This is a genomic window from Variovorax frigidus, assembly GCF_051216515.1.
Taxonomy (GTDB): domain Bacteria; phylum Pseudomonadota; class Gammaproteobacteria; order Burkholderiales; family Burkholderiaceae_C; genus Variovorax.
Map to the genome: position 1 here is coordinate 123,118 of NZ_JBPJZF010000003.1, position 25,397 is coordinate 148,514.

General features: G+C 70.3%; 27 protein-coding genes. 14 read left to right on the plus strand and 13 right to left on the minus strand.

What is annotated here, in order from left to right:
• Nucleotides 1-21: 21 nt before the first annotated feature.
• From ACSFBC_RS09915 to ACSFBC_RS09930, 4 genes are read left to right on the plus strand one after another with little or no spacing between them, the layout of a single operon-like run.
• Nucleotides 22-1,146: a saccharopine dehydrogenase family protein gene (locus ACSFBC_RS09915; protein WP_435510157.1), complete on the plus strand. Its 1,125-nt coding sequence runs from the start codon at nucleotides 22-24 to the stop codon at nucleotides 1,144-1,146.
• A gap of 17 nt (nucleotides 1,147-1,163) precedes the next feature.
• Nucleotides 1,164-1,514 carry a DoxX-like family protein gene (locus ACSFBC_RS09920; protein ID WP_435510158.1) on the plus strand — a complete coding sequence of 117 codons (351 nt, stop codon included), beginning with the start codon at nucleotides 1,164-1,166 and terminating at the stop codon, nucleotides 1,512-1,514.
• Nucleotides 1,511-1,987 carry a DUF2269 family protein gene (locus ACSFBC_RS09925; protein ID WP_435510159.1) on the plus strand — a complete coding sequence of 159 codons (477 nt, stop codon included), beginning with the start codon at nucleotides 1,511-1,513 and terminating at the stop codon, nucleotides 1,985-1,987. The genes ACSFBC_RS09920 and ACSFBC_RS09925 overlap by 4 nt, the downstream gene beginning before the upstream one ends.
• Nucleotides 1,984-2,415 (plus strand): putative toxin-antitoxin system toxin component, PIN family, encoded by a 432-nt coding sequence (locus ACSFBC_RS09930; RefSeq protein WP_435510160.1) that lies wholly within the window; start codon nucleotides 1,984-1,986, stop codon nucleotides 2,413-2,415. The genes ACSFBC_RS09925 and ACSFBC_RS09930 overlap by 4 nt, the downstream gene beginning before the upstream one ends.
• On the opposite strand, the gene ACSFBC_RS09935 is transcribed toward ACSFBC_RS09930, so the two are convergent.
• Together ACSFBC_RS09935 and ACSFBC_RS09940 are read right to left on the minus strand one after the other, a co-directional pair.
• Complete coding sequence (locus ACSFBC_RS09935) at nucleotides 2,409-3,320, minus strand: BUD32 family EKC/KEOPS complex subunit (RefSeq protein ID WP_435510161.1); 912 nt, start codon at nucleotides 3,318-3,320, stop codon at nucleotides 2,409-2,411. The two genes, ACSFBC_RS09930 and ACSFBC_RS09935, sit on opposite strands and share 7 nt — an antisense overlap.
• Nucleotides 3,317-5,068, minus strand: coding sequence for an FMN-binding glutamate synthase family protein (locus tag ACSFBC_RS09940; RefSeq protein ID WP_435510162.1), 1,752 nt, complete (start codon nucleotides 5,066-5,068; stop codon nucleotides 3,317-3,319). Before ACSFBC_RS09940 ends, ACSFBC_RS09935 begins: the two co-directional genes overlap by 4 nt.
• Here ACSFBC_RS09940 and ACSFBC_RS09945 point away from each other — a divergent pair.
• A complete protein-coding gene (locus ACSFBC_RS09945) occupies nucleotides 5,067-5,882 on the plus strand; it encodes a UPF0149 family protein (RefSeq protein ID WP_435510163.1) in 816 nt (271 codons plus the stop codon). The genes ACSFBC_RS09940 and ACSFBC_RS09945 overlap by 2 nt on opposite strands.
• A gap of 24 nt (nucleotides 5,883-5,906) precedes the next feature.
• Here the strand turns inward: ACSFBC_RS09945 and ACSFBC_RS09950 are convergent, their stop codons facing one another.
• Genes ACSFBC_RS09950 through ACSFBC_RS09965 form a run of 4 tightly spaced genes read right to left on the minus strand, consistent with a single transcriptional unit; the run spans nucleotide 5,907 to nucleotide 7,875 of the window.
• Nucleotides 5,907-6,215, minus strand: a complete 309-nt coding sequence (locus ACSFBC_RS09950; RefSeq protein ID WP_435510164.1) for a GNAT family N-acetyltransferase — start codon at nucleotides 6,213-6,215, stop codon at nucleotides 5,907-5,909.
• 19 nt (nucleotides 6,216-6,234) lie between these two features.
• The gene (locus ACSFBC_RS09955; protein WP_435510165.1) at nucleotides 6,235-6,726 is read right to left on the minus strand and encodes a nuclear transport factor 2 family protein; all 492 of its coding nucleotides are present in this window, start codon (nucleotides 6,724-6,726) and stop codon (nucleotides 6,235-6,237) included.
• Nucleotides 6,723-7,244, minus strand: a complete 522-nt coding sequence (locus tag ACSFBC_RS09960; RefSeq protein WP_435510166.1) for a CinA family protein — start codon at nucleotides 7,242-7,244, stop codon at nucleotides 6,723-6,725. The genes ACSFBC_RS09955 and ACSFBC_RS09960 overlap by 4 nt, the downstream gene beginning before the upstream one ends.
• 25 nt (nucleotides 7,245-7,269) lie before the next feature.
• Nucleotides 7,270-7,875, minus strand: a complete 606-nt coding sequence (locus ACSFBC_RS09965; protein ID WP_435510633.1) for a phosphatidylglycerophosphatase A family protein — start codon at nucleotides 7,873-7,875, stop codon at nucleotides 7,270-7,272.
• 146 nt (nucleotides 7,876-8,021) lie between these two features.
• Between ACSFBC_RS09965 and ACSFBC_RS09970 the strand changes: the two genes are divergently transcribed.
• The 3 genes from ACSFBC_RS09970 to ACSFBC_RS09980 are packed head-to-tail and all read left to right on the plus strand — an operon-like array spanning nucleotide 8,022 to nucleotide 10,314.
• Nucleotides 8,022-9,479, plus strand: a complete 1,458-nt coding sequence (locus ACSFBC_RS09970) for an MFS transporter (RefSeq protein ID WP_435510167.1) — start codon at nucleotides 8,022-8,024, stop codon at nucleotides 9,477-9,479.
• A complete protein-coding gene (locus ACSFBC_RS09975; RefSeq protein ID WP_435510168.1) occupies nucleotides 9,476-9,961 on the plus strand; it encodes a DUF2165 family protein in 486 nt (161 codons plus the stop codon). The genes ACSFBC_RS09970 and ACSFBC_RS09975 overlap by 4 nt, the downstream gene beginning before the upstream one ends.
• Complete coding sequence (locus ACSFBC_RS09980; RefSeq protein WP_435510169.1) at nucleotides 9,958-10,314, plus strand: tetratricopeptide repeat protein; 357 nt, start codon at nucleotides 9,958-9,960, stop codon at nucleotides 10,312-10,314. The genes ACSFBC_RS09975 and ACSFBC_RS09980 overlap by 4 nt, the downstream gene beginning before the upstream one ends.
• Here the strand turns inward: ACSFBC_RS09980 and thiL are convergent.
• Genes thiL through apaG form a run of 5 tightly spaced genes read right to left on the minus strand, consistent with a single transcriptional unit; the run spans nucleotide 10,302 to nucleotide 16,171 of the window.
• Entirely contained in the window at nucleotides 10,302-11,303 is a 1,002-nt protein-coding gene (gene thiL, locus ACSFBC_RS09985; RefSeq protein WP_435510634.1) for a thiamine-phosphate kinase, read from the minus strand. The two genes, ACSFBC_RS09980 and thiL, sit on opposite strands and share 13 nt — an antisense overlap.
• The gene (locus ACSFBC_RS09990) at nucleotides 11,303-12,433 is read right to left on the minus strand and encodes a YbdK family carboxylate-amine ligase (RefSeq protein WP_435510635.1); all 1,131 of its coding nucleotides are present in this window, start codon (nucleotides 12,431-12,433) and stop codon (nucleotides 11,303-11,305) included. Before ACSFBC_RS09990 ends, thiL begins: the two co-directional genes overlap by 1 nt.
• Before the next feature lie 53 nt (nucleotides 12,434-12,486).
• Nucleotides 12,487-13,770: a cation:proton antiporter gene (locus ACSFBC_RS09995; RefSeq protein ID WP_435510170.1), complete on the minus strand. Its 1,284-nt coding sequence runs from the start codon at nucleotides 13,768-13,770 to the stop codon at nucleotides 12,487-12,489.
• Entirely contained in the window at nucleotides 13,767-15,755 is a 1,989-nt protein-coding gene (locus ACSFBC_RS10000; RefSeq protein WP_435510171.1) for a site-specific recombinase, read from the minus strand. The genes ACSFBC_RS09995 and ACSFBC_RS10000 overlap by 4 nt, the downstream gene beginning before the upstream one ends.
• 20 nt (nucleotides 15,756-15,775) lie before the next feature.
• Nucleotides 15,776-16,171 carry a Co2+/Mg2+ efflux protein ApaG gene (gene apaG, locus ACSFBC_RS10005; protein ID WP_435510172.1) on the minus strand — a complete coding sequence of 132 codons (396 nt, stop codon included), beginning with the start codon at nucleotides 16,169-16,171 and terminating at the stop codon, nucleotides 15,776-15,778.
• A 50-nt stretch (nucleotides 16,172-16,221) separates the two neighbouring features.
• On the opposite strand from apaG, the gene rpe reads away from it, so the two are divergent.
• Complete coding sequence (gene rpe, locus ACSFBC_RS10010; RefSeq protein ID WP_435510173.1) at nucleotides 16,222-16,908, plus strand: ribulose-phosphate 3-epimerase; 687 nt, start codon at nucleotides 16,222-16,224, stop codon at nucleotides 16,906-16,908.
• Between the two features lie 85 nt (nucleotides 16,909-16,993).
• On the opposite strand, the gene ACSFBC_RS10015 is transcribed toward rpe, so the two are convergent.
• Nucleotides 16,994-17,245 carry a hypothetical protein gene (locus ACSFBC_RS10015; protein WP_435510174.1) on the minus strand — a complete coding sequence of 84 codons (252 nt, stop codon included), beginning with the start codon at nucleotides 17,243-17,245 and terminating at the stop codon, nucleotides 16,994-16,996.
• Between the two features lie 97 nt (nucleotides 17,246-17,342).
• Here ACSFBC_RS10015 and ACSFBC_RS10020 point away from each other — a divergent pair, with 97 nt between their 5' ends.
• The 3 genes from ACSFBC_RS10020 (at nucleotide 17,343) to ligD (ending at nucleotide 21,891) form a co-directional block, all read left to right on the plus strand.
• A complete protein-coding gene (locus ACSFBC_RS10020) occupies nucleotides 17,343-18,302 on the plus strand; it encodes a succinylglutamate desuccinylase/aspartoacylase family protein (protein WP_435510175.1) in 960 nt (319 codons plus the stop codon).
• Between the two features lie 92 nt (nucleotides 18,303-18,394).
• Nucleotides 18,395-19,348, plus strand: coding sequence for a non-homologous end joining protein Ku (gene ku / locus ACSFBC_RS10025; protein WP_435510176.1), 954 nt, complete (start codon nucleotides 18,395-18,397; stop codon nucleotides 19,346-19,348).
• A 14-nt stretch (nucleotides 19,349-19,362) separates the two neighbouring features.
• Nucleotides 19,363-21,891, plus strand: coding sequence for a DNA ligase D (ligD, locus tag ACSFBC_RS10030; protein ID WP_435510177.1), 2,529 nt, complete (start codon nucleotides 19,363-19,365; stop codon nucleotides 21,889-21,891).
• 6 nt (nucleotides 21,892-21,897) lie between these two features.
• Here the strand turns inward: ligD and ACSFBC_RS10035 are convergent, their stop codons facing one another.
• On the minus strand, nucleotides 21,898-22,716 hold the full coding sequence (locus ACSFBC_RS10035; protein WP_435510178.1) for a transglutaminase-like domain-containing protein: 819 nt from the start codon (nucleotides 22,714-22,716) through the stop codon (nucleotides 21,898-21,900).
• A gap of 300 nt (nucleotides 22,717-23,016) precedes the next feature.
• Here ACSFBC_RS10035 and ACSFBC_RS10040 point away from each other — a divergent pair, with 300 nt between their 5' ends.
• Nucleotides 23,017-23,163, plus strand: coding sequence for a hypothetical protein (locus tag ACSFBC_RS10040; protein ID WP_435510179.1), 147 nt, complete (start codon nucleotides 23,017-23,019; stop codon nucleotides 23,161-23,163).
• A gap of 47 nt (nucleotides 23,164-23,210) precedes the next feature.
• Nucleotides 23,211-25,388, plus strand: a complete 2,178-nt coding sequence (gene katE, locus ACSFBC_RS10045) for a catalase HPII (RefSeq protein ID WP_435510180.1) — start codon at nucleotides 23,211-23,213, stop codon at nucleotides 25,386-25,388.
• Nucleotides 25,389-25,397: the final 9 nt, after the last annotated feature.

The window sequence follows — 25,397 nt, forward strand, 5'->3', positions numbered from 1 at the left end:
CGGCCGCTGGGCCGGCGCTTCGTGAAGACCCTGGTCCTGGGCGGCTACGGCAATTTCGGTGCGCGCATCGTGCGCGCGCTGGCCGGCGATCCCGCCATCGCGCTGTGCATCGGCGGCCGCGACCTGCGGCGCGCCGAGGCGTTGGCGGCCGAGGTCGGGCACGGTGCCGTCGGCATCGCCATCGACCTGTCGGCCGCCGACTTCGCCGCGCAGTTGCGCCGGCTCGGCATCGGGCTGCTGATCCACACGGCCGGGCCGTTCCAGGTGCAGGGCTACGGCGTGGCCCAGGCGGCCGCGGCGGCCGGTGCGCACTACATCGATCTCTCGGACGGGCGCCGCTTCGTCTGCGATTTTCCTGCTGCACTCGATGCGCGCTTTCGCGCCGCCGGCCGCAGCGCCGTCTGCGGCGCGAGCACGGTGCCCGCGCTGTCCTCGGCCGTGGTGGACGAACTCGCGCGCGGCTGGCAGCGCATCGACGTGATCGACACCTGCATCGCGCCGGCCCAGACCGCACCGCGCGGCGAGGCCACGATGGCGGCGGTGCTGGGCTACTGCGGCGCGCCGATCGCGGTCTGGGACGACGGCCGCTGGCAGATGCAGCGCGGCTGGGCCCGGCCTGCGCGCGTGCGCTTCGAGCGGCTGCGTCCGCGGCTGGGTGCGCTGTGCGACATCCCCGACCTCGAACTCTTTCCGGCGCGCTATGGCGTGTCGCAGCGCGTGATGTTCCGCGCCGCGCTCGAGCTGGGCTTCGCGCAGCGCGCCTTCGCCACGCTGGCGGCGCTGCGCGGCGCCGGCCTGCTGCCCGATCCCGCGCGCTGGGCGAAATGGCTCAACACGGCCGCGGGCACCATCGATTTCCTCGGCTCCGCGCTGGGCGGCATGGTCGTGCGCGTACAGGGCCTCGACGCGGCAGGCCAGCCGGCCCGCGTGGCCTGGCACATCGCGGCCGACGACGACCACGGCCCCGAGATCCCCTGCATGGCCGCGATCCTGCTGGCCCGCCGCTGGGCGCGCGGCGAGCCCGCCCCCGTGGGCGCATTCACGAGCAGCGGCCTGTTGGCGCTGGCCGACTTCGCGCCCGAGTTCGCGCGCTGGGGCATGGTGACCGATCTGCGCGTCGAGACCGCATCGGACGTCTGGTCGTGAACGCGGCGTCTCGTGACATGTCGTGGCTGCGCTTCAGCCTGGTCTTCGTGTGGCTCGCGACCGCGGTGGCCAGCGTCTGGGAGCTGAACGGCCAGAGCACCGCGCTGCTGGTCGCGGCCGGCCTCGACGACCCGGCGTTGCGGCGCGGCCTGATCCTCGGCGGCGCGGCGGTCGATGCGGTGCTGGGCCTGCTGCTGTGGCTGCGACCGACGCGCGCCGTGTACCTCGCCGCGCTGGCCGCGATGCTCGGCATGACCGTGGTCGCGACGGCGTTGCTGCCCGCGCTGTGGCTGCATCCGCTCGGGCCGCTGACCAAGAACCTGCCCATCGCCGCGGCGCTGTGGCTGCTTTCGAGCCAACGAACATGAGCCTCTACCTGACCCTCAAGTGGGTGCACATCCTGTCGAGCGTGGTGCTGGTCGGCACCGGCTTCGGCTCGGCCTACTACATGTTCTTCGCCAACCGCAGCGGCAGCGTGGCGGCGCAGGCCGTGGTGGCACGGCTGGTGGTGCGGGCCGACTGGTGGTTCACCACGCCCACCATCGTGCTGCAGCCGGCCACCGGCCTCGCGATGGCGCACCTCGCGGGCCTGCCGCTGAGCACGCCCTGGCTGATGCTGTCGCTGGTGCTGTTCGTCGTGGCCGGCGCCTGCTGGCTGCCCGTGGTGTGGCTGCAGTTGCGGCTGGCCGCGATGGCGCAGACGGCCGCGCGCGATGGGACGCCGCTGCCCGAGCGCTTCGCCCGCTATGCGCGCTACTGGGAATGGCTGGGCTATCCGGCCTTCGTGGCGATGCTGGGCATCTTCTATCTCATGGTGGCCAAGCCGGCCCTGTTCTCGTGACCCTCGATCCTTCTTCCGACAGCGCTGCGATCGTCATCGACACCAACATCGTGCTCGACCTGCTGGTGTTCGACGACCCGCGCTGGGCCGCGTTGCGCACCGCGCTGGCCGCGGGCCTGCTGCAGTGGCTGGCCACGCCGGCGATGCGCGTCGAACTCGCGCGCGTGCTGGGCTATCCGCTGATCGTGCGGCGGCTCGCGAAGGATACGCGCGCGCCCGAGGCCGTGCTGGCCGCCTTCGATGCGCAGGTGCAGGTGGTGGCCGACACGCCGCCGCGCGCGCGCTTCGTCTGCAAGGACCCGGACGACCAGATCTTCATCGACCTCGCGGTGGCGCACCGTGCGCGCCTGCTGAGCAAGGACCAGGCGGTGCTGGTGATGCGCAAGCGGCTGGCCACGCTGGGCGTGGCGGTCGGGCCCAGCTACTGAGGGGCGTCCGGGTACCAGCGCCCCAGCAGCCGTGCCAGCGCGCGCACACGTTGTGTGTCGCGGCCCCAGCGTCGGCTCGCGGGCAGCTTGCGCAGCCAGCGCATGCGGCGCGAGGCCTCGGCGATGCGCTCGCGCACGGCCTCGCTGGCGCCGGCTTGCGCTGCGTGCCACTGCTCGCCCGCGGCCTGGGGCGCTGCGGCGCGCACCAGCATCGCGGTGGAGTGCAGGTAGCTGAGCCAGTCGCGCACCTGGCAATCGGTCAGGTCCAGGGTCTCGCCCGGGTCGTCCTCGAAGTCGATGTAGCCGATCACGCCATCGGGGCACTGGACCAGATTGCGGTCGAAGGCCTGGCTCAGGTAGACGCCGCGTGCATGCACCGCGGCGATGGCTTCCAGCCCCTCGCGCCACACGGCCAACAGCGAGGCCGGGCCGGCTGCGGCGGCCTGCTCGATGCGTTCCTGCACGGTCACGGTGGCATGGCTCTGGCCCAGGTCCGACAGCAGCAGGCCGCCGGCTTCCTGCGCCAGCACCACGGGCACGCGCAGCCCGGCCGCGCCCAGTTCGCGCAGGCGCCGGGCCTCGATGGCGACGGCCGCCTCGCCGCCCGGATTGGGCACCGGCTTGATGATGTCGAGCCGCAGTGCATGGGCGAACAGCGCCATCACGCGGTAGCCCCATTTGCCGTGCCGCGGACCGGCCTTCTTGAGCCACACGCGCTCCTGGCCGAGCCGGTGGCTCGCGACGGTGTCGGCTTGCCGGGGCAGCATGGTGTGCAGGAAATCGGCGTAGCCGTCGTGCTGCACGTCGGCGGTGGCGGGGCCGAGCGGTGCCGGCGCGGAGGCCATGCCCTTGCGCATCTGCACGCGCGTCGACGTGCTGCCGCGGCCGCGTTGCAGGGGGGTCATGCGGCGAGGGCCTGGTCTTGGGGTTCAGGCATGTCCTGGGCCATGGGCTGGAAGCTCCGCGCACTGGCCAGCGGCCAGTACATGCGGAACACCGTGTGCTGCTGGTCGAGTGGCCCGAGCAGGGCGCCGGGCTGCACTTGCATCACGAGGTTGCTCAGCAGGCGGACTTCGGTGTCGGAGATGCGCCGCACGATGTGGTGCGCGGTGATCTGCTGCGGATGGTCGAGGCCCGCGGCCTGCACCAGTTCCTGCAGCGCATGCAGCGTGCTGCGATGGAAGTTGCGCACCCGGTCGGCCTTGGCCGGCACCACCAGCGCCTGCTGGCGCACCGGGTCCTGGGTGGTGACGCCGGTCGGGCAGTGGCCGGTGTGGCAGCTCTGCGCCTGGATGCAGCCCAGCGCGAGCATGAAGCCGCGGCCCGCGTTGCACCAGTCGGCGCCCAGCGCCATCATGCGTGCCAGGTCGAAGGCGGTGATCACCTTGCCGGCGCAACCGACCTTGACGCGGCTGCGCAGGCCCACGCCCACCAGCGTGTTGTGCACCAGCAGCAGGCCTTCCTGCAGCGGCGCGCCCACATGGTCGATGAACTCCACCGGCGCCGCGCCGGTGCCGCCCTCGGCCCCGTCGACCACGATGAAGTCGGGCGTGATGCCGGTCTCGAGCATGGCCTTGACGATCGCGAACCACTCCCACGGGTGGCCCAGGCAGAACTTGAAGCCGGTCGGTTTGCCGCCCGACAGCTCGCGCAGCCGGGCGATGAAATGCATCATCTCGATCGGCGTGGAGAAGGCGCTGTGCGAGGAGGGCGAGATGCAGTCGATGCCGATCGGCACGCCGCGCGCGGCCGCGATCTCGGCCGTGACCTTGGGCGCCGGCAGCACGCCGCCGTGGCCGGGCTTGGCGCCCTGGCTCAGCTTGATCTCGATCATCTTCACCTGCGGATCGCGCGCGTTGACGATGAAGCGGTCCTCGCTGAAGCTGCCATCGTCGTTGCGACAGCCGAAATAGCCCGAGCCGATCTCCCAGATCAGGTCGCCGCCGTGCACCCGGTGGTGCTGCGAGATCGAGCCCTCGCCGGTGTCGTGCGCGAAGCCGCCCATCTTCGCGCCCTGGTTGAGCGCGAGGATCGCGTTGGCCGACAGCGCGCCGAAACTCATGGCCGAGATGTTGAACACGCTGGCGCTGTAAGGCTGGGTGCAGGTGAAGCCCGAGGGCGTGGCCGGGTTGGGCGTGCCGCCGATCACGATGCGGAAGTCGTGGTCGACCAGTTGCGTCGGCTGCATCGAATGGTTGATCCACTCGTAGCCCGAAAGCGTGACGTTGAGCTGCGTGCCGAAAGGCCGGCTGTCGGGTTCGCCCTTGGCGCGCTGGTAGACCAGCGAACGTTGCGCGCGCGAGAACGGTGCGGCTTCGCTGTCGCTCTCGATGAAGTACTGGCGCATCTCCGGCCGGATGAATTCCAGCAGGAAGCGCAGGTGGCCGATCACCGGGTAGTTGCGCAAAATCGCATGCCGCTCCTGGCGCAGGTCGTGCACGCCGACGCCGGCGAGCGTGGCGAACACGGCCAGCGCGAGCCAGGCCAACCATGCCTGCGGCAGCAGGACGGAGGCGACGACACTGGCGACAAGGCCCGCCACGCACAGCGCAAAGGCGGTGTAGCGGGCCGGAAAGAAGGAAAACGTGGGGGATGAAATGGTGTCTCTCCGGGAGCCTGCTGCATCATAGAGGGCTCTATCCGGCCTTTTCATGACCACGACACCCGATACCCCCGCTTCCCCGCCCTCCGACGACACCCCTGCGACCTCGGTGAACCCGAACGCGGAAAAGGCGCTCGGCCCCGAAGATTTCGACCTGCTCGACACCCTGCTCGACGCGATGCGCGAGAAGGACGACGAGATCCCGCAGTGGGAATTCTGCGAGGGCTTCCTCGCCGCGCTGGTCTGCTCGCGCCGCGCCATCCCGCCGTCGGAGTACTGGCCCGTGCTGCTGGGCGACAGCTTCGTCGCCGCGCAGCAGATGGAATTCGTCTGGCACTGGAAGCGCCGCTGGCGCGAGGTCGAGCAGGCGCTCGATGCCGACGTCGAGGCGCTCGACGACGACCGCAGCTACCAGCCCGAGGTGCTCGACACCCGCGGCGCGATCGCCTCGCTGCCCGAGGAAGAGCGCGAGGAAGTGGCCGGCGAGGCCATCCCCTCGTTCGCCCAGGTCTATGCGCTGGGCTTCATGTTCGCGGTCGAGAACTGGCCCGAGGACTGGGCCGCACCGCGCGACAAGGAAGCCGCCGGCATGCTCGACGACGCGCTCAATTCGATCGTCGCGCTGACCGAGGACGACACCGGCAAGCCCGAGCTCTCGATGTTCAGCGAGGACGGGCCGCCCAGCGTGAGCCAGCGCCGGCTCGACGAATTCGGCGAGGCCATCTGGGCCGTCTACGACCTGCGCCAGCTCTGGAAGAGCATGGGCCCGCGCGTCGAGACCATGCGCAAGGAAGCCACGCCGGGACGCAACGACCCGTGCCCTTGCGGCAGCGGGAAGAAGTTCAAGAAGTGCCACGGCGCGTGAGCGCCCGAGGGCACGTCGGCGTTCTCAGATCTTGAAGGCGCGCTGGATGTCCGGCCGCACCAGGTCCGCGTAGTCGCGGTGCTTGCGGATGTAGCCGGCGATGAACTGGCACACCGGGATCACGTGCTTGCCCTCGCTGCGCGCGGCGTCGAGCACGTGCTTGGCGAGCGCCGAGCCCACGCCCTTGCCTTCGTTCTCGGGCAGCACCTCGGTGTGCGTGAACATGATGGCGTCGGTCAGCAGGTTGTACTCGCAGTAGCCGGCCAGCGCGTCGCCGGCAAAGGCCTCGTAGCGGTGCAGTTCGGCGTTGTTGGTGATGCGGAGGTCGGCCATGGCGTGCGATCTTTCGGAGTCAGGGGTTGCGGGCAAGGAAGGCCTTGAGGTTGGCGGCCGCGGTGCCGCGCACCTTGCGGCGCAGGCTCGGCGACCAGCCCAGCAGCAGGCCCGGCAGGCCCAGCGCCTGGCGGGCCCAGGTCCAGAAGGAAAAGCTGTCGCGGTGCGTGGCGATCAGGCCTTCGGGCGTGAAGGTGAAGCGCGCATCGACGGCGTTGTCCACGGTGCGGCCGGTGGCGCTGAAGCGGTAGTGCGCGTCCCAATGGGCTTCGCCCTTGGTGCCGTCGGCCTTGACGTCGCGGTAGGTGAGCTTCCAGATGTCCGCGCCCTTGGCCTTGGTGCTGCTGCCCAGCAGCTTCCACATGCCGCCGATCTCGCGCGTGCCGCGCAGGTCGAACACTTCGTCCTTGAAGGTCGCGTCGGGCGCATAGCAGGCGGCCATGGTGTCGGCATCGAGCCGGGCGAAGGCGTCGTAGAAACGGCGGATGGTTTGTTCGGGCGTGGTGGTCATGGTGCTGGAGATGCTGGAGAAGGTGAGTCGGCCAGGAGCAGGGCCAGCGTCTGCAGGGCATGGTGGGCGGTAGCGCCGCGCACGGCGGCGCGGTCGCCGTCGAAGCGGCGGCGCTCGCTGCGCAGCACGCCGTCGACCGACCAGCCGAACCACACGGTGCCCACCGGCTTGTCGGCCGTGCCGCCGGTCGGGCCGGCCACGCCGGTGACGGCCAGCGACACCTGCGCCTGCGCATGGGCGACGGCGCCCTCGGCCATCGCGCGCACCACGGGTTCGCTGACCGCGCCGTGCGCCTCGATCAGCGCCGCGTCGACGCCGATCGATTCGTGCTTGGCGGCATTGGAGTAGGTGACGAAGCCGCGTTCGAACCAGGCGCTGGAGCCGGAGAGTTCGGTGCAGGCCGCGGCGATCAGCCCGCCGGTGCAGCTTTCGGCCGTGGCCAGCATCCAGCCGCGGCGCTGCAGCAGCGTGGCGACCTCGGCGGCGAGGGCGGGCAGGGTGGAATAGGCGTCGTGCATGGGCGCCGAGTATGCAATGTCCGACTCAGCCGACATTCACCAGGCGCGCCCACAGCGCGATCACCACCAGCGTGCAGAAGGCGGCCACCAGGTCGTCGAAAATGATGCCGAAGCCGGCCACGCTCCAGCGCATGGTGTCGGCCGTGGCGGTCTTCTGCTTGCACAGCGCATCGGCCCACCTCACCGGTCCGGGCTTGGCGGCGTCGAAGAAGCGGAACAGCCCGAAGGCGATGAGCTGGCCCCAGAAACCGGCCGGTGTGACCAGCCAGAGAATCAGCCAGAAGGCCACGATTTCGTCCCACACGATGGCGCCCGGGTCGGACACGTTCATGTGGCGCGCGGTCACGGTGCAGGCCCACCAGCCGATCGGCAGCGAGGCGAGGATCACCCAGCCGATGGTGGCCGGCGAGAACCACAACTGCATCACGAGGAAGGCCACCCAGGCCCACAGCGTGCCCACGGTGCCCGGCGCCCGGCGCGGCAGCCCCGAGCCGAAACCCAGGGCGATGAGGTGCGCCGGGTGCGCGAGCATGAAGCGGAAGGTCGGGCGCATCGAGGTGGCGAGCGGGCGCGGCGCGGAGCCGGAAGAAGCGGTGGGCGGCAGGGCGCCGGATTCGGGTGCGGTGGACATCATCACCCGGCAGTGTCGCGCATCTTGGGTGCACAGGGCTGCGTCGCCATTAATGCAAGCAATAGCTTGTTTAATTAAGGGTGCAAGCCTAATATCCCAGGTCTGACTTGGATTAACGCCGGCATGCCCCGGCTTCTCGATCGCTCATGACTTCGCATGCTTCGGCGGCCGACGCCGCCCCTTCCGCCGCCGACCACACCGCCGGCTGGTCCGAACTCTTCACCGGCCGCAACGGCTGGCGCGCGCTCGCGCTGACCGGCGGCGTGGCGCTGCACGCGGTCAACGTGCACATCGTGACCACGGTGCTGCCCTCGGTGGTGCGCGAGATCGGCGGGCTCGACTGGTACGCATGGAGCACCACGCTGTTCGTGGTCGGCTCGATCGTCGGCGCGTCCCTGTCGGTGCGCCTGCTGGCCGCGCTGGGCCCGCGCGGCGCCTGCCTGGCTGCGCTGGCGGTGTTCGCCGCAGGCTCGGCGGGTTGCGCCCTGGCGACGTCCATGCCCTGGCTGCTGGCCGGTCGCACCGTGCAGGGCCTGGGCGGCGGCATCCTCGCGGCCCTGAGCTATGCGCTGATCAGCCGCGTGTTCGAACCGCGGCTGTGGCCGCGCGCGGTGGCGCTGGTCTCGGGCATGTGGGGCGTCGCGACCTTGTGCGGCCCGGCGGTGGGCGGTCTGTTCGCCCAGGCCGGCCACTGGCGCTGGGCCTTCTGGGCGCTGCTGCCGCTGGCCGTGCTGCAGGGGCTGCTGGTGAGCTGGCAGTTGTCGCCCAGGGCCGGCGTGCAGCATCAGCGGCCCGACACCCTGCCGCGCGTGCCCGCGCCCCAGATCGCGCTGCTGGCGCTGTCGGTGCTGGCGATCGCCACGGGCGGCCTGCTGGATTCGCTGGTGGCGCAGGCCGTTGCGGTGGGGGTCGGCCTGGCCCTGGGCTGGCTGGCCAGCCGCCGGGACCGGCGCGCCACGGTGCGCCTGCTGCCCACCGGCGCCTATGCGCTGGGTCGGCCGCTGGGCGCGATCTACGCGGCCATCGCGCTGCTGCTGGTCGGCACCACCACCGAGATCTTCGTGCCCTATTTCCTGCAACTGCTGCAGGGCCACAGCCCGCTGGCCGCGGGCTATCTCACGGCCGCGATGGCGGCGGGCTGGAGCGTGGGTTCGCTGGGCTCCTCAGGCCGACACGGGGCCGCGGCCGACCGTCTGCTGCGCATCGGTCCGGTGCTGTCGGCGCTGGGCCTGGGCGTGCTGGCCTGGGCCGTGCCCACGAGCGGCGCGCTGGCTGCCGGCCCGACGCTGGCGATCATGGCGCTGGCGCTCAGTGCCGTCGGCCTGGGCGTGGGCATCGGCTGGCCCCACCTGCTGACGCGCGTGATGGCCCTCGCTCCCAAGGGCGAAGAGGGTATTGCCTCGGCCTCGATCACCACGGTGCAGCTCTACGGCATGGCCGTGGGCGCGGCCATCGCCGGTCTGGTGGCCAATGCGGCCGGGCTGAGCGCGCCCGGCGGCGTGGCCGGCGCGCAGTCGGCAGCGCTGTGGCTGTTCGCCAGCTTTGCGCTGGCGCCGCTGGCGGCCGCCCTGCTGGCCCGGCGCGCGACGCGAGGCATCGCATGACCCTCGATGCCACCGCACTGTTCGCCGGCACGCAGGCGCTGGGGCTCGCGCTCTGGGCCAGCCTCGCGGTGCTCAACAACATCCAGGACTTCCAGGGCGCCGCGGCCGCGGTCGGCCGCACGCTGTCGATGGCGCCGCTGGCCGAGGCACCGGCCATCGACACGCCCCTGCGCCGGCGCGCGATCCGCTCGCCGATGCTGCACCGGCTGGGCTTGATCGGCGTGGTGTCGCTGCAATTCGTCGCCGCAGCCGCGCTCTGGACCGGCTGCGCGCTGTGGGCCTTGCACGGCACGCGCGTGGCCGCCTTGCCCTGGTTCGATCTCGGCCTGGCCGCCTTGTCGGCCGCGGTGATGGCGATGCTGCTGGGCGGCCTGGCGACGGCCTACTGGATCCGGCAGGAGTCGCTGCAGCAGACCCACTTCCTGCTGCTGCTGTGGATCCTCGCGGCCTTCGGCGTGCTGCACTTCGGCGTGGCCGCATGACGACGCCGCAGGCGAGCGGCCCCGTGCCGGAGGCCCTGGAACGGCTGCTGGCCAGGGGCACCGACAACGCGCTGCTGCGCATGGGTCTGGCGCTGGCCTACCACCGGCGCGGCGAACTGGCCCGCGCGCGCGGCCATGTCGAACAGGCGCTGGTGCACCAGCCGGGCTTCGCTGCGGCAGGCCGTCTGCATGGGTTGATCGCGCTGGAACAGGGCGAGCCCGCGGTGGCGGCCGAAGCCTTCGCGCAGGCGCTGGACGCCGCGCACAGGCAGGGCGAGCGGCAGCTGGAGCGCGAACTCGCGGTGCGGCTCAAGCGCCTGCAGCCGCCTGCTTCAACCGCTCAGACGAAGTGATCGAATGACGTGAAGCGCTGTTCGACCGGCGCACGCGCCGCATCGACGATGCGCACGCCGGGCGCGGCCTCGATGCGGCCGATGCGCGTCACCGCGGTGGCGCTCACGCGACCGGCCTGGGCCACGGCTTCGCGCGCCGCGGCCGGTGCGGTGAACACCAGCTCGTAGTCGTCGCCGCCCGAGAGCGCGCACAGGCGTTGCATCCCCACGCCCAGCACCTCGGGATCGAAGGCCGGATGGGCCCGGGCCGCGATGCAGCCGGCCGCGGCATCGGCGTCGACCACCGCGCCCACGCCGCTGGCCCGCAGGATGTGCGACAGGTCGCCCAGCAGGCCGTCGCTCACGTCGGCGGCCGCGCTCGCGATGCCGCGCAGCGCCTGGCCCAGCGCCACGCGGGGCGCGGGCGTTTCCATGCGTGCGCGCGCCAGCGCGAACAGTTCGGCCGGCAGTTCGAGCGTGCCGCGAAAGACTTCGAGCGCCAGCCGCGCATCGCCCAGCGTGCCGCTGACCCAGAGGTCGTCGCCGGCCTTGGCGCCCGAGCGCAGCAGCGCGCCGCCCTGGGGCACTTCGCCGAAGACCGTGATGCAGATGTTGAGCGGGCCGCGCGTGGTGTCGCCGCCCACCAGCGCGCAGCCGTGTGCGTCGGCCAGCGCGAACAGGCCGCGCGAGAAGCCGTCGAGCCAGCCCTCGTCGACCGAAGGCAGCGACAGCGCCAGAGTGAAGGCCAGCGGCCGGGCGCCGCAGGCCGCCAGGTCGCTGAGGTTCACGGCCAGCGACTTGTGGCCGAGCCGCACCGGGTCGACGGTGGAGAGGAAGTGCCGGCCCTCGACCAGCATGTCCGTCGACACGGCCAGCTGCATGCCGGGCGCGGGCTGCAGCAGCGCGCAGTCGTCGCCCACGCCGAGCACCACGGCGCCCGCGGCACCGGTGGCCGCACGGCCCTGCGCCGGGCGCGTGAAGTAGCGCGCGATCAGGTCGAACTCGCCCATCATGGCCACTTCGGCGGGTTGCGGAAACGCAGCGCGGCCTGCCGGACCACTTCGGCCAGCAGCTTTTCCTTCGACTGCTTCTCGCGCAGCCAGCGCGCGTCGTTCTGGCCGGCCTCGACGTCGGTGCGCAGCTGCGCGATCGAACGACTCGCATTGATCGCCTCGCTGTGCCACTCGAGCTGCGTCATGGTCATCAGGATGTGCTCGCGCAGCGGCATGTGCTGGCCGGTGGCCGGGTCGACATACACCGCGTCGAGCCCGAAACGGCAGGCCTGGAAGCGGTTGTAGGTGTAGACCAGGTAGTCGTCCTCGGTCGGCGTGAAGGGCTGCTCCTGCAGGAACCAGGCGCCCAGCGATTGCACGTAGCCCGCGAGCGCGGCCGCGCGCTCGACCGTCAGCGGCGTGTCGAACACGCGGATCTCGATGGTGCCGAACTCCGGCTTGGGCCGGATGTCCCAGTAGAAGTCCTTCATGCTGCGGACCACGCCGGTGCGGGTCATGCGCTCGAAGTAGTTCTCGAATTCGCGCCAGCTGAGCGTGAAGGGCGCGCGGCCCGACAGCGGGAACGCGAACACCGAGTTGAGCCGGGCCGAGTCGAACTGCGTGTCCTGCCCCTGCACATAGGGCGAGGAAGCCGACAGCGCGATGAAGTGCGGGATGTAGCGCGACATGCGGTGCAGCATCAGCAGCGCGGCGTCGGCATCGGGGCAGCCGATGTGCACGTGCTGGCCGAAGATGGTGAACTGCTTGCTCAGGTAGCCGTAGAGTTCCGACAGCTCGCGAAAGCGCGGCTTATCGTAGATGCGCTGCTCGTGCCACTGCTGGAAGGCATGCGTGCCGCCGCCGAGCACCGCGATGTTGAGCTTGTCGGCGCTCTTCACCAGCGCGTCGCGGATCGGCGTGAGCTGGTCGATCACGTCCTGCGCCGAATGGCAGATGTCGGTCGAGATCTCGATCATGCTCGAGGTCATCTCGGGCACCACGCTGCCAGGCAGCGGCGTCTGCGCCATCAGGCGCAGCATGTCCTCGGCATAGGGCGCGAGGTCGTAGTCGTTGGTGTTCACCAGCTGCAGCTCGAGCTCCACGCCCAGCGACAGCGCTTCCGATTTGTTGAAGGGCTCGAGCCGGATGCCGCGGTCGGCGGGCCGCGCCGGCTTCGCATCGGACGAAGGGGTCTGCGTGCTCATCGTTGGGTGTCTCTCGTGTCGCGTTCCTCGGGGCGGGCGAAGGCTTCGGGCGCCCAGGGCCGGTGGCTCTCGCCCGAGGCATGGATCGCCACGGTGGCGAGCACCGCGCCCAGCACTTCCATCAGCAGGATCGCGGGCAGGATGATCTGCGTGATCATCGCGCCCAGCAGCGGCGAGGCGCTGGCGAAGTTCGAGGCGATCAGCAGCGCGATCGACGACAGCGGCGACATCGCGCAGCCGACCCAGAAGGCCTGCTTCCAGCTCGTGCCGCTACCCTTGTTGGCGATCGCGACGCCCGCGATCTTGGCCACCAGCCGCACGCCGATCACGGCCAGCACCAGGCTGGCCACCGGCATGCTCCAGTCGCCCTGTGCGGCGACGATCGACACCAGCACGAACATCAGCATGGTCAGCAGCGAGGCCGCCGTGCCCAGCTGGCGCGGCCAGGCCCAGGGTTTGGGATTGAGCTGCTTGAGCAGGATGCCGCCGATCAGCGCGGCCAGCGGTGCGGCGCCGCCGAAGTGGGCCGCCAGCGCCGCGCCCGCGCCGATCAGGGCGAGCAGCAGGATCGAGGTGTTCTCGCTGGTCGGGCTCATGAACCGCAGCGCCGAGCGCATCGCGAGCGCGAGCACCGCCCCCACCACGAAAGACACGCCCAGCACCACCAGCACCGGATAGAGCTTGCTGATCAGACCGGCCGGACCGCGCTCGAGCAGGCCGGCCTGCGCATAGCCCAGGGCCAGCGCATAGAAGGTGTTGAGCGTGGCGAGCGTGAGCGCGCGCTCGGTCACCGGGCCGGACGCGCCGGTGTCCATCACCACCCGGCTCAAGACGGCCGGCGAGGCGACGATGGCGATCAGCGCGACCGGGTTGGCCACCGGGTCGGGCACGCCCAGCCAGTGCAGGGTCCAGAACACGCCGAAATAGGTCAGGGCCGATTCGAGCAGGCTCTGCAGCAGCAGCATCGGGTTGTGGCGGAACCAGCGCAGCGGCAGCCGGCCGCCGGCCTCGAACAGCACGATGGCCACGCCCAGCTCGAGCAGGAACAGGCTGATGCCCTGCAGCGGCCAGACGGCGCCTTCGAAGCCGGCCAGGCCGACCAGCGTGCCGACGATGGCGTAGCCCACCACCTTGGGCATGCCCATGTAGCGTTGCACCAGGTGGCCCGAGGCCGCGGCCGCCGCGATCAGCAGCGACCACAGCACGGTCGGCAGGCCGGCCGAGGGGCGCACCCATTCGGCCCAGAAGCCCAGGAGATCGGCGGGAATGAAAGAGGTCATCGGGCAGGCACGAAGAAGCTGGCAGGCCGGCTGCGCCATCGGGCCCAGATCGCGGAACGGATGCGCGCGCGGTCGACAGCGTTCACGCTGTGGGCGCGCAGGGCGAGGCGGAAGGCGAAATAGAAGCTCACGCTCACGTTGAGCGCGCCGATCAGCGGCACGGCCGCGACCGCCCACCACAGCGCGGTCATGTGCAGCGCGGCCGGACCGAGCGCGCCCGCCGCGGCGGCGATCTGGCCGGCCGAGAGCGTGACGTGGCGCACGTCCAGGCCCACGCCGAAGAAGGCCGCGAACGCCGGCACCAGGCCCAGCATGAGGCCCAGCGAGATGTTCGAAGCGAAGCCGGAGATGTGTGTGCGCATGAAGTCGGCCCAGCGGCGGGCACGGGCGGCGCCGAGGAAGGCGCCGATGCGGGGGTTGTAACGCATGGCCGAGTCCAGACGATGCAGGACAAAGGCGTTTTCGGTCCAGCCGGCCACGATGCTGGACGCGAACAGCAGCGCTCCGGTGAAGGCCGCATAGAGCACGGTCGGCCCCGCCAGCGACAGGCCGTGCAGCACGTCGACCGCATGCACCGCGTCGAGCGGCGCCGCGCCCAGCAGCTGCTGCGCCGCCGCCACGATCGCCAGCACCACCGGCACCACGACCAGCACGTTGCCCAGCACCGCTGCGACCTGCGAGCGCACCAGGTGCGTGACCTCGTCGACGAAAGCATCGACCGCGCCTTCGGACTTCAGGTCGCGCAGCTTGGCGGCCATGGCCGGCGCGGTCATCGCGGGCTGCTTGGTGGCCAGTGTCAGGTGCAGCAGTTGAATCGCGACGAAGCTGGCCGCATACATGAGCCCGGCCCACAGGCCGCCCCAGAAGGCCGACAGCCCGAGCGCCAGGATGGCGAACTTGAGCAGCACCGTGATCGAGGTCAGCGCGCCGCCGCCCGCCGCCTTGCGCACCATCTGTGCATAGGCGCCGCGGTCGCGCGTGATGTAGTGCTCGCCGGCCTCGGCGCTGCGCTCGGTGACCTTGGCCGCGAGCATCGAGGAGTTGGAGGCGATCAGCGCGCGGATGCTGCTGCGCTCGCCGCCGGCCGTCACGAGTTTGCCGACCAGCCGCGCCACGCTGGCCTGCGGCGCCGGGGTCATCAGGCAGTCGAGCAGCTCGCGGATGCGCAGCACGCGCTCGCGCAGCTGCCGCAGCCGGAACACCAGGCCGACCGAGATGCCGTGGTCCTCGAGGTGCGTGTAGACCGAGGAGGCGCCCAGCCGGCAGGCATCGAGCCGGTCGCGAAAGGCGAGGTAGGCGGCCTGCCATGCGGCCTCGTCGCGCGGCGCGCGGAACATCTCGTCGCGCAGGTCGTCCAGGCTGGACATCAGCGTGTGGAAGGGACGCGACTGCCGCACCGGGTCGCTCATGCGCAGCCGCAGTTCGGGCGAGAAGCCAGCGGCGACGACCTGGCTGCTGCAGTAGGTGATGGCGTCCATCACGGTGTGGCGCCAGCGCGGGGCTGCGTCGGATTCATCCGATGCGTCGGCCGCCGGCGCATCGGCCAGCAACTCGCCCACGCGCACCAGCGTGGCCTCGTCGAGCAGCGCGATCCAGTGGGCATCGAAGTCGCCGGGCAGCACCATGCGGAACAGTTCCGATGCGTCGGTGGTCTCGGGCGTGCCGGGCAGCAGCTTGCGGCGCAGGCGCTCGCTCAGCTCGCTGAGGAAGGCGGTGCGCGGCGCGAAGCCGTGGTCGGCCAGCAGGGCCGTGAGGTCGACGTCGCGCGTGAAGGCCGACCACCAGGCCCGCACGCGCTCGCGCAGCGCGGGCCGCCCGTCGATGGCGTCGAGCAGCAGGCGCACGCGCGCCGCCGCGGCCTGCGGTGTGCCGCGTTCGCCGCGCAGCCAGTCGAACAGGTCGATCAGCCAGACGTGGCGCTCGGGGGTGCCGGCCGCCGGGTCGAGTCGGGCGAGCAGCGTCGACAGATCGCTCTGGGCGCGCATCCTGAAGCGGGGCGCCGGGCTTAGTGCAGCACGCGCGCAGCAGGCGCGCCGTCGGTGTTGGCTTCGAGCAGGAACAGCGGCACCGGCACGTCGTGGCGCCCGCCGTGTTCGTCCACCACGAAAAAGCTGCCGTGCATGGTGCCGCTGGCGGCCTGCAGGCGGCAGCCGCTGGTGTAGCGGAAGGATTCGCCCGGCGCCAGCAGCGGTTGCTGGCCGATCACGCCCAGGCCCTTGACTTCCTGGGCGTGGCCGGAGGTGTCGTTGATCAGCCAGTGGCGCGCGATCAGCTGGGCCGCGACCTTGCCGATGTTGGTCACGGTGATGGTGTAGGAGAAGGTGTAGACGTGGTCGTCCGGCGAGGATTGCTCGGCGAGGTAGCGCGGTTCGACCTGGACGCTCATGGGGGACTGGGACATGCGGGAATGGTAACTGTTGGCCCCGGCGGCACGCTGCGACAATCCGAAGCATGAGCAGCCCCACCTACCGCATCGCGCCCTCGATCCTGTCCGCCGACTTCGCCCGCCTGGGGGCCGAGGTGACCGACGTGATCGCTGCCGGCGCCGACTGGATCCATTTCGACGTGATGGACAACCACTACGTCCCCAACCTCACCTTCGGACCGATGGTGTGCCAGGCCCTCAAGCCGCACGCCAGGAAGCCCGACGGCACGCCCGTGCCGATCGACGTGCACCTGATGATCCAGCCGGTCGACGCACTGGCCGCGGCCTTCGCGCAGGCGGGCGCCGACTACATCAGCTTCCATCCGGACGCCTCGCCGCACGTGCACCGCAGCATCCAGGCGATCCGCGCCGCGGGCTGCAAGCCGGGCCTGGTGTTCAACCCCGGGGCCGGGCTCGAGGCGCTCGACTGGGCGATCGACGACATCGACCTGATCCTGATCATGAGCGTGAACCCCGGTTTCGGCGGCCAGAGCTTCATCGATTCGGCGCTGCGCAAGATCGAATTGGCGCGCAAGCGCATCGAGCAGAGCGGTCGCGACATCCGGCTCGAGGTCGACGGCGGCATCAAGGCCGACAACATCGCGCGCGTGGCCTCGGCCGGCGCCGACACCTTCGTGGCCGGCAGCGCGATCTTCAACACCAAGGACTACGCCGGCGTGATCTCGTCGATGCGCGCCAACCTGGCGGCCTGAACACCTGCGGGCGGCGTGCTGCCTGGACCGTGCGGGCTGTTCAGACCGCTGTGAGCTGATCGCCTCTCTCGCTGCCCGGTGTGGCTCAGCGCTTGACCTTGTCGTTGTAGACGCGGTCCGTCACCGGGCCGCGGTCGGTGTCGACCGCGCCGCGTTCCACGTCGTCGTGCGCACGCTTGCCCACCTCGGTGGCCGTGCCGTCGGTGTTGCGCTGGCTGTCGGAGGATTCGTCGCGCTCGTGCGGCAGGCGCGGTGAGGATTCGCCGCCCTGCGTGGCGCGGGTCTTGCCGTCGTCGGGCTGGTCGGGCTTCTGCGGGGTCTTCTTCGTTGCGGTCATGGGGGCTCCTTGGGCTTTCGCCTGTGGTTCGGTTATGGCGTGGGCTTCGGAAAAGCCCGGTAGGACCGCCCAACCGCGCACTGTAGGATCGCCGGCGATGCTTTCATTTCCGCCCGACGACCTCCTGCGCATCCACAGCTTCGTCTCGGCCACGCCCGGCCCGCGGCTGATCGTGCTCGGCGGCGTGCACGGCGACGAGACCTGCGGCACCGTGGGCATCGAGCGCCTGCGGGCCGAGCTCGACAGCGGCGCGCTGCGGCTCGCGCGCGGCGAACTCACGCTGGTGCCGGTGGCCAATCCGCTCGCGCGGCGGCTGCTGCGGCGCGAAGGCGAGCGCAACCTCAACCGCTCCTTCCGCCCCAGCGACGCACCGGCCGACCACGAGGCACGGCTCACCAACCTGCTGTGTCCGCTGCTCGCGCGCCACGAGGTGCTGCTCGATCTGCATTCCTTCCAGAGCGCGGGCGAGGCCTTCTCGATGATCGGCCCGCGCGACAACAGCGGCACGCTCGAGCCCTTCGCCCGCGCCTTCGAGGAAGGCCAGCTGGCGCTGCACATCGGCACGCCGCGGGTGGTCGAGGGCTGGCTCGACATCTATGCCGCGGGCCTCGCGCAACGCGCGGGCGGCCAGCCGGCCGACGAGGCGGCGCTGGCCTTCGGCTGGGGCACCAACGAGTACATGCGCAGCCAGGGCGGCTACGGCGTCACGCTCGAATGCGGGCAGCACACCGACCCGGCCGCGCCCGAGGTGGCCCATGCGGCCATCCACTCGGCGCTGCGCCTGCTCGGCATGGTCGATGCGCCGGCCCCGGCTGCACCGCCGCAGCCCGCGCTGCTGCGGCTGGTGAGCGTGACCGACCGCGCCCACGAGGACGACCAGTTCGTGCGCGAATGGGCCACCTTCGACGCGGTGGCCCAGGGCGAAGCCATCGGCGTGCGCGCCGACGGCAGCGTGCTGCGCGCCGAGCGCGACGGCTTCCTGGTGTTTCCCAACACCGAGGCGCTGCCGGGCACCGAGTGGTTCTACTTCGCGGTGGCGAGCGAACGCCGACTCTGAACGCATCGGTGCCACCCCACGAAGGGGAAGGCCGGGTTCCTACAAACGCAGCCGAAGCACAAGGCTAGCTTGCAGCCTGGAGGAATCCCGCCATGCCTGCTGCTGCCAAATCGTCGACCCCCCGCGTGCTCTGGAAAGGTGCCATCAGCTTCGGGCTGGTGCACATCCCGGTCGCGCTCTATTCGGCCACCACCGACCACAGCATCGACTTCGACTGGCTCGACAAGCGCACCATGGACCCGGTGGGCTACAAGCGCGTGAACAAGAAGACCGGCAAGGAAATCGCGCGCGAGCAGATCGTCAAGGGCATCGCCTACGAAGACGGGCAGTACGTGGTGCTGACCGATGCCGAGATCGCCGCGGCCTACCCCAAGACCACGCAGACGGTCGAGATCGAGACCTTCGTGCCGGCCGACAGCATTCCCTTCGTCTACCTCGAACGGCCCTATTACGTGGCGCCGATCAACCGCGGGGCCAAGGTCTATGCCTTGCTGCGCGAAACGCTGCAGCGCACGGGCCGGGTCGGCATTGCGCGCGTCGTGATCCAGACCAAGCAGCACCTGGCCGTGCTGGTGCCCGCCGGCCCCGGCCTGGTGCTCAACCTGCTGCGCTGGGGCGCGGACATCCGCCCCTGGAAGGACCTGCCGCTGCCGGCCGAGGGTGCCAAGGCGGCGGGTCTCACGGAGCGCGAACTCAAGATGGCGGGCGAACTGGTCAAGGACATGAGTTCCGACTGGGATCCCGACGAATTCAAGGACTCGTTCAAGGACGAGATCATGCGTCTGGTGGACCGCAAGGTCGCGGACGGCGACACCGAGTCGGTGACGCAGCCCGAATCGGCCGAGGACGGTGGCCGCGGCAGCGCGAAGATCATCGACCTCACCGAACTGCTGCAGCGCAGCCTGCGCAAGGGCGCCAAGGCTGCGGCTGCGCCGCCCGAAGAAGACGAGGAAGAAGCGCCTGCAGCCAAGACGGCCGCCCGCAAGAAGCCCGCGCGCAAGACCGCGCCCGCCAAGAAGACCCCTGCCCGCCGCCGCGCGGCCTGACGCCCGGAATCGCCATGGGTGCGAAGGAGGCGCTCGCGCACTACCACCGCAAGCGCGATTTCAGCAAGACGCCGGAGCCGCGCACAGGCGGCCAATCCGCCAAGGGCACGCTGTCCTTCGTGATCCAGAAGCACCACGCGAGCCGGCTGCACTACGACTTCCGGCTCGAGCTCGACGGCACGCTCAAGAGCTGGGCCGTGCCCAAGGGCCCGTGCCTGGACCCGCACGTGAAGCGCATGGCGGTGCGGGTCGAGGACCATCCGCTGTCGTACGGCGGCTTCGAGGGCACGATCCCGCCGGGCCAGTACGGTGCCGGCACGGTGATCGTCTGGGACCGCGGCACGTGGCAGCCCGACGGCGATGCGCGCGCGGCGTTGGCCGCGGGCAAGCTCAAGCTCGCGCTGCATGGCGAAAAGCTCCAGGGCCACTGGACGCTGGTGCGCATGAAGGGCAAGGGCGAGAAGCAGGAGGCCTGGCTGCTGATCAAGGAAAACGACGATGCAGCACGGCCGCTCGAGGGCTATGACGTGACCGAGGCGCTGCCGGACAGCGTGATCGCCCCGGCCCTGGCGAAGCCCGCCGCCGCACCTGCGAAGAAGACGGCGCCCGCCGCGAAGCGAGCCACCACGCGCCGCCGCGCGACGCCGCTCTTGCTGCCCGAAAGCTTCGCCCCCCAGCTCGCCACGCTGGCCACGGCGCCCCCGCCCACGCCGCAGGATTGGCTCTGGGAACTCAAGTTCGACGGCTACCGGCTGCTGACCCGGATCGAGAACGGCACCGTGCGCTGCTTCACCCGCAACGGTCACGACTGGACCGCCAAGCTGCCCGAACTGGCGCGCGCGCTGGCAACGCTCGGTGTGCGCTCGGCCTGGCTCGACGGCGAGATCGTGGTGCCGGGCGAGCGCGATGCGCCCGATTTCCAGGCATTGCAGAACGCCTTCGACCAGCGCACCACCGCCTCGATCGTCTACTGGCTGTTCGATGCGCCCTGGCTCGACGGCGAAGACCTGCGCGTGCTGCCGGTCGAGCAGCGGCGGGAACGCCTTTCCGCGCTGCTGACCGACGATCTCGCGCCGCGCCTGCGCTTCAGCGAGAGCTTCGATGCGCCGCCGCGCGACCTGCTGGCCTCGGTCAGCGCGCTGGGCTTCGAGGGGCTGGTCGGCAAGCGGCTGGGCTCGGGCTACGTGTCGCGCCGTTCGCCCGACTGGATCAAGCTCAAGAGCCAGCAGCGCCAGGAATTCGTGATCGGCGGCTACACCGCGCCCAAGGGCTCGCGCGCCGGCTTCGGTGCGTTGCTGCTGGGCGTGTACGACGCGCAGGGCGCGCTGCGCTACTGCGGCAACGTGGGCACGGGTTTCGACGGTGCGCGGCTGGCAGACATCAAGGCGAAGCTCGATGCCGTCGCGAGCACACGCTCTCCATTTGCCGAGGGTGCGCACGGCGTGCCCCGCACGGTCAAGGCGCAGTGGGTCGAGCCGCAACTCGTGGCCGAGGTCGCGTTCGGCGAATGGACGCGCGAGCATCGCGTGCGCCACAGCGTCTTTCAGGGGCTGCGCAGCGACAAGCCCGCACGGCAGATCACGCGAGAACAGGCGGTCGCCGTGGCGCCCGCCAAGGAAAGTGCCATGACGAAAAAGAAAAGCGCTGCGCCCAAGACACCGCGCATCACCAACGCCGAACGCGTGATCGATGCGCAGAGCGGTGTGACCAAAGGCGAACTGGTCGCCTACTACGTCGAGGCCTCGCCCCTGATCCTGCCGCACCTGAAGGGCCGTCCGGTCTCGCTGGTGCGCGCGCCCGAAGGCATCGGCGGCGAACTGTTCTTCCAGAAGCACGCCAAGGGGACGGAGATGCCGGGCATCACGCTGCTCGATCCGTCGCTCGACCGCGACCACGATCCGCTGCTGCAGATCGACCGCGGCGAAGGGCTGCTGTCGGCCACGCAGCTCAACGTGGTGGAGTTCCACACCTGGAACGCGGTGTCGGCCGCCATCGACAAGCCCGATCGCATGACCTTCGACCTCGACCCGGGCGAGGGCGTGCCCTGGGAGCGGGTGCAGGAGGCTGCCTTGCTCACGCGCACATTGCTAGAGGAGGTCGGGCTGGTCGGCTTCCTCAAGACCAGCGGCGGCAAGGGCCTGCACGTGGTGGTGCCGATCCGCCGCCATTTCGGGTGGGACGCGGTCAAGTCCTTCTCGCAGGCGCTGGTGGTGCACCTGGCCCAGACCATTCCCGACCGCTTCGTGGCCAAGAGCGGCCCGCGCAACCGGGTGGGGAAGATCTTCGTCGACTACCTGCGCAACGGCTTCGGCGCCACCACCGTGAGCGCCTGGTCGGTGCGCGCACGCCCGGGGCTGGGCGTGTCGGTGCCGGTGGCCTGGGACGAACTGCCCACGCTGGGTTCGGGCGCGCACTGGAACCTGCATTCGGCGCCCGAACGCTTCGGCGTGGGCAACATGCCCTGGGCCGACTGGGAGCAGGGGCGCAAGGGCCTGGCGGCGCCGATGAAAGTGATCGGGTTCACGCCCGACGCCGCCGCCTGAGCCGCCTCAGCCCGTCACTTCCAGCGTGGTCACCTCGAAGCGCTGCAGCGTGTTGGCGCCGAACACCATGGTGATCGGCACGTCGGCGGCGTCGCGACCCCGCGCGATCACGATGCGGCCGATGCGCGGCGTGTTGTGGCGCGCATCGAAGGTGTGCCAGCGGTCGCCCAGGTAGACCTCGAACCAGGCGCTGAAATCCATCGGGTAGGGCACGGGCGGAATGCCGATGTCGCCCAGGTACCCGGTCACGTAGCGCGCCGGGATGTTCATGCAGCGGCACAGCGTGATCGCCAGGTGCGTGAAGTCGCGGCACACGCCCACGCGCTCGCGAAAGCCCTCGAGCGCGGTGCGCGTGGCGCGCGCCTGCTGGTAGTCGAAACGCAGGTGGTTGTGCACGAAATCGCAGATCGCCTGCACGCGGTGCCAGCCCGGCGTGACGCCGCCGAACTGCGCCCAGGCAAAGGCCAGCAACTCGCTGTCGACCTCGCAGTAGCGGCTGGGCAGCACGAAGGGCAGGGTGGACACCGGCAGGTTGGCCGGGCCGTGCTCGATGGCGCCGTAGTCGACCGGGTCGTGCCAACCCGCGTCGTAGACCACCGCCTCGTTGCGCAAGCGCACGCTCTGCACGCCGTAGGGCACATGCACCCGCGCGCAATGGTTGTCGAAGCTGTCGCGGTAGTGGTCGGTCGGCAAGGGCGGGCTGATCGTGATGTGCTCCCCATCGGGGATGTCGGCCGCACGCGAGGGATGCACCTGCAGCATGTAGACGAGCGCGGTGGGAGCGCTGACGCCGATTTCGATGTCATAGCCGATCTGGATGAGCATGGCGTCGCTTCGCAAGAGTGGAGTGGAAATGCTGAAGCATGTTCGGTGCCCGCTTTGGCCCATCGTAGCCGCGGACTTGTCCGTGCGCCGCACGGGAGCCCGTCATTGCGTAGGCCGAAGACGCTGCGTCGGCCCATGCCTACCGGAACAACCCCCGCCGGCCTACAGACCCGAGCGCGCGGCCACTACGGGGGGGAGCGGTGCCAGGCCCCAAGCTCCTTCGGTCGAGGCAATCGATCCGTCGGACTGCAGCACCCAGCCTGCTGTCACGGCGCCCCTTTCTTTCCAAACGAGGCAAACATGGTGCTTTCCACTCTGGTCGACCTGCTGAACAGCCCCATCATGGATGAATTCCTGATCTGGTCGGTGGCCGCGGTGGCCGGCACCATCGGTCTCGTTGCATTGGTGAATGCGCTGGACATCGTCCTCGACGCAGAAGCCCGCTGAATTTTCCGCGCCGTGAGGCGCCCCCACCACGATCCCGAGGATTCGGAATGACCCCAAGAAACAGGGCCGCGGCCAACCGCCGCCCGAAGGCCGGCGACGGCCCGAACGGCAAGCAGATGCAGCTGGCGGGCTTCACCCAGGAGGGCGCGGCGCAGCTCACGACCAACCAGGGTCTGCACATCCCCGACAACCACAACTCGCTCAAGGCGGGTGTGCGTGGCCCGACGCTGCTGGAGGACTTCATCCTCCGCGAAAAGATCACGCACTTCGACCACGAGCGCATTCCCGAGCGTGCCGTGCATGCCCGCGGCTCGGCCGCCCATGGCTACTTCGAGGTCTACAAGTCGATGTCGCAGTTCACCTGCGCCGATTTCCTGCAGGACCCGGCCCAGAAGACGCCCGTTTTCGTGCGCTTTTCGACCGTCGCGGGCGAACGCGGCTCGGCCGACACGGTGCGCGACGTGCGCGGCTTCGCGGTCAAGTTCTACACCCGTGAAGGCAACTACGACCTGGTGGGCAACAACGTGCCGGTGTTCTTCATCCAGGACGCCATGAAGTTTCCCGACCTGATCCATGCGGTGAAGCCCGAGCCGCACCATGCGATGCCGCAGGCCGCGAGCGCGCACGACACCTTCTGGGACTTCGCCTCATTGATGCCCGAGACCACCCACATGCTGATGTGGGCCATGAGCGACCGTGCGATCCCGCGCAGCTACCGGATGATGGAAGGCTTCGGCGTCCACACCTTCCGCTTCGTCAATTCGCGCGGCGAGTCGCACTTCGTCAAGTTCCACTGGAAGCCCAAGCTGGGCGTGCACGGCCTGGCCTGGGACGAGGCGCAGAAGATCGCCGGCAAGGACGCCGACTTCCATCGCCGCGACTTCTGGGACGCGATCGAGAACGGCGACTTCCCCGAGTGGGAGCTGGGAGTGCAGATGATCCCGCAGGACAAGGAGCACTCGCTGGGCTTCGACCTGCTCGACCCGACCAAGCTGATCCCCGAGGAGCTGGTGCCGGTGCAGAAGATCGGCCGGCTGGTGCTGGACCGCAACCCCGACAACTTCTTCGCCGAGACCGAGCAGGTGGCCTTCCACCCGGGCCACGTCGTGCCCGGCATCGACTTCTCGAACGATCCGCTGCTGCAGGGCCGGCTGTTCTCGTACACCGACACGCAGATCTCGCGGCTCGGCGGCGCCAACTTCCACGAGCTGCCGATCAACAAGGCCGTGTGCCCCTTCCACAACTTCCAGCGCGACGGCATGCACCGCCAGACCATCGCGCGCGGCCAGGTGGCCTACGAGCCCAACACGCTGGCCACGGGCGCGGAGTACCGCGTCGATGGCGAGAGCGGCGGCTTCCAGACCTTCCCCGAGGCGATCGAGTCGCCCAAGGTGCGGCGCCGCAGCGCCTCCTTCGACGACCACTTCACGCAGGCGCGCCTGTTCTTCAACAGCCAGAGCACGGCCGAGAAGGAGCACATCGTCGCGGCCTTCCGCTTCGAGCTGTCGAAGCTCGACGTGCCCGCGATCCGCCAGCGCATGGTGGACAACCTCGCGCACGTCGACGAGAAGCTGGCGCGGCGCGTGGCCGAACCGCTGGGCATCGGCGCCCCCGACGCCAAGGCCGCGGCCGGGCGCCCGGGTTTCCGCGACCACCGCATCGCATCGGCGATCGAGGAGTCGCCCGCATTGCGCATGGTCGACAGCGGCGACGGTTCCATCAAGACCCGCAAGATCGCGATCCTGGTCGCCGACGGCGTGGACTCCGCATCGCTCAAGCCGATCCGCGAGGCGCTGGAAAACGCCGGTGCGATCTGCAAGGTGGTCGGTCCGCGGCTGGGCACGGTGGCCAGTGCATCGAAACGCCAGATCGACATCGACGCCACCTTCGTCAACATGCCTTCGATCATGTTCGACGCGGTGCTGGTGCCGGCCGGCAAGGACGGCGCCGCGGCCATGTCACAGAACGGCGACGCCGTGCATTTCGTGCTCGAAGCCTTCAAGCACTGCAAGGCGATCTGCGCGGTGGGCGAGGGCGTGCAACTGCTGTCGACGCTGGGTGTGACCGCGGACGCGCCCGCACCGGCCGGCGTGGTGGTGGCGGCGACGCCGGTTACCAACCTGGGCGACATCACCGCGGCTACCGACATCGCCGCGGCCTTCGTGGCGGCGATCGCCAAGCACCGGCACTGGGATCGGGCAGGGGTGGAGTCGGTCCCGGCCTGAGCGGTCTTG

Bases quoted from the DNA above. Each gene is read 5' to 3' on its own strand.
- ACSFBC_RS10020 (WP_435510175.1), top strand. From the start codon at position 17,343: ATGCTTTCATTTCCGCCCGACGACCTCCTGCGCATCCACAGCTTCGTC.
- ACSFBC_RS10000 (WP_435510171.1), bottom strand. From the start codon at position 15,755: ATGCGCGCCCAGAGCGATCTGTCGACGCTGCTCGCCCGACTCGACCCG.
- ACSFBC_RS09935 (WP_435510161.1), bottom strand. From the start codon at position 3,320: ATGACCCCCCTGCAACGCGGCCGCGGCAGCACGTCGACGCGCGTGCAG.
- ACSFBC_RS10040 (WP_435510179.1), top strand. From the start codon at position 23,017: ATGGTGCTTTCCACTCTGGTCGACCTGCTGAACAGCCCCATCATGGAT.
- ku (WP_435510176.1), top strand. From the start codon at position 18,395: ATGCCTGCTGCTGCCAAATCGTCGACCCCCCGCGTGCTCTGGAAAGGT.
- ACSFBC_RS10035 (WP_435510178.1), bottom strand. From the start codon at position 22,716: ATGCTCATCCAGATCGGCTATGACATCGAAATCGGCGTCAGCGCTCCC.
- ACSFBC_RS09925 (WP_435510159.1), top strand. From the start codon at position 1,511: ATGAGCCTCTACCTGACCCTCAAGTGGGTGCACATCCTGTCGAGCGTG.
- apaG (WP_435510172.1), bottom strand. From the start codon at position 16,171: ATGTCCCAGTCCCCCATGAGCGTCCAGGTCGAACCGCGCTACCTCGCC.
- ACSFBC_RS09980 (WP_435510169.1), top strand. From the start codon at position 9,958: ATGACGACGCCGCAGGCGAGCGGCCCCGTGCCGGAGGCCCTGGAACGG.
- ACSFBC_RS09945 (WP_435510163.1), top strand. From the start codon at position 5,067: ATGACCACGACACCCGATACCCCCGCTTCCCCGCCCTCCGACGACACC.
- ACSFBC_RS09965 (WP_435510633.1), bottom strand. From the start codon at position 7,875: ATGTCCACCGCACCCGAATCCGGCGCCCTGCCGCCCACCGCTTCTTCC.
- ACSFBC_RS09960 (WP_435510166.1), bottom strand. From the start codon at position 7,244: ATGCACGACGCCTATTCCACCCTGCCCGCCCTCGCCGCCGAGGTCGCC.
- ACSFBC_RS09920 (WP_435510158.1), top strand. From the start codon at position 1,164: ATGTCGTGGCTGCGCTTCAGCCTGGTCTTCGTGTGGCTCGCGACCGCG.
- katE (WP_435510180.1), top strand. From the start codon at position 23,211: ATGACCCCAAGAAACAGGGCCGCGGCCAACCGCCGCCCGAAGGCCGGC.
- thiL (WP_435510634.1), bottom strand. From the start codon at position 11,303: ATGGGCGAGTTCGACCTGATCGCGCGCTACTTCACGCGCCCGGCGCAG.
- ACSFBC_RS09950 (WP_435510164.1), bottom strand. From the start codon at position 6,215: ATGGCCGACCTCCGCATCACCAACAACGCCGAACTGCACCGCTACGAG.
- ACSFBC_RS09995 (WP_435510170.1), bottom strand. From the start codon at position 13,770: ATGACCTCTTTCATTCCCGCCGATCTCCTGGGCTTCTGGGCCGAATGG.
- ACSFBC_RS09970 (WP_435510167.1), top strand. From the start codon at position 8,022: ATGACTTCGCATGCTTCGGCGGCCGACGCCGCCCCTTCCGCCGCCGAC.
- ACSFBC_RS09955 (WP_435510165.1), bottom strand. From the start codon at position 6,726: ATGACCACCACGCCCGAACAAACCATCCGCCGTTTCTACGACGCCTTC.
- ligD (WP_435510177.1), top strand. From the start codon at position 19,363: ATGGGTGCGAAGGAGGCGCTCGCGCACTACCACCGCAAGCGCGATTTC.
- rpe (WP_435510173.1), top strand. From the start codon at position 16,222: ATGAGCAGCCCCACCTACCGCATCGCGCCCTCGATCCTGTCCGCCGAC.
- ACSFBC_RS10015 (WP_435510174.1), bottom strand. From the start codon at position 17,245: ATGACCGCAACGAAGAAGACCCCGCAGAAGCCCGACCAGCCCGACGAC.
- ACSFBC_RS09940 (WP_435510162.1), bottom strand. From the start codon at position 5,068: ATGAAAAGGCCGGATAGAGCCCTCTATGATGCAGCAGGCTCCCGGAGA.
- ACSFBC_RS09975 (WP_435510168.1), top strand. From the start codon at position 9,476: ATGACCCTCGATGCCACCGCACTGTTCGCCGGCACGCAGGCGCTGGGG.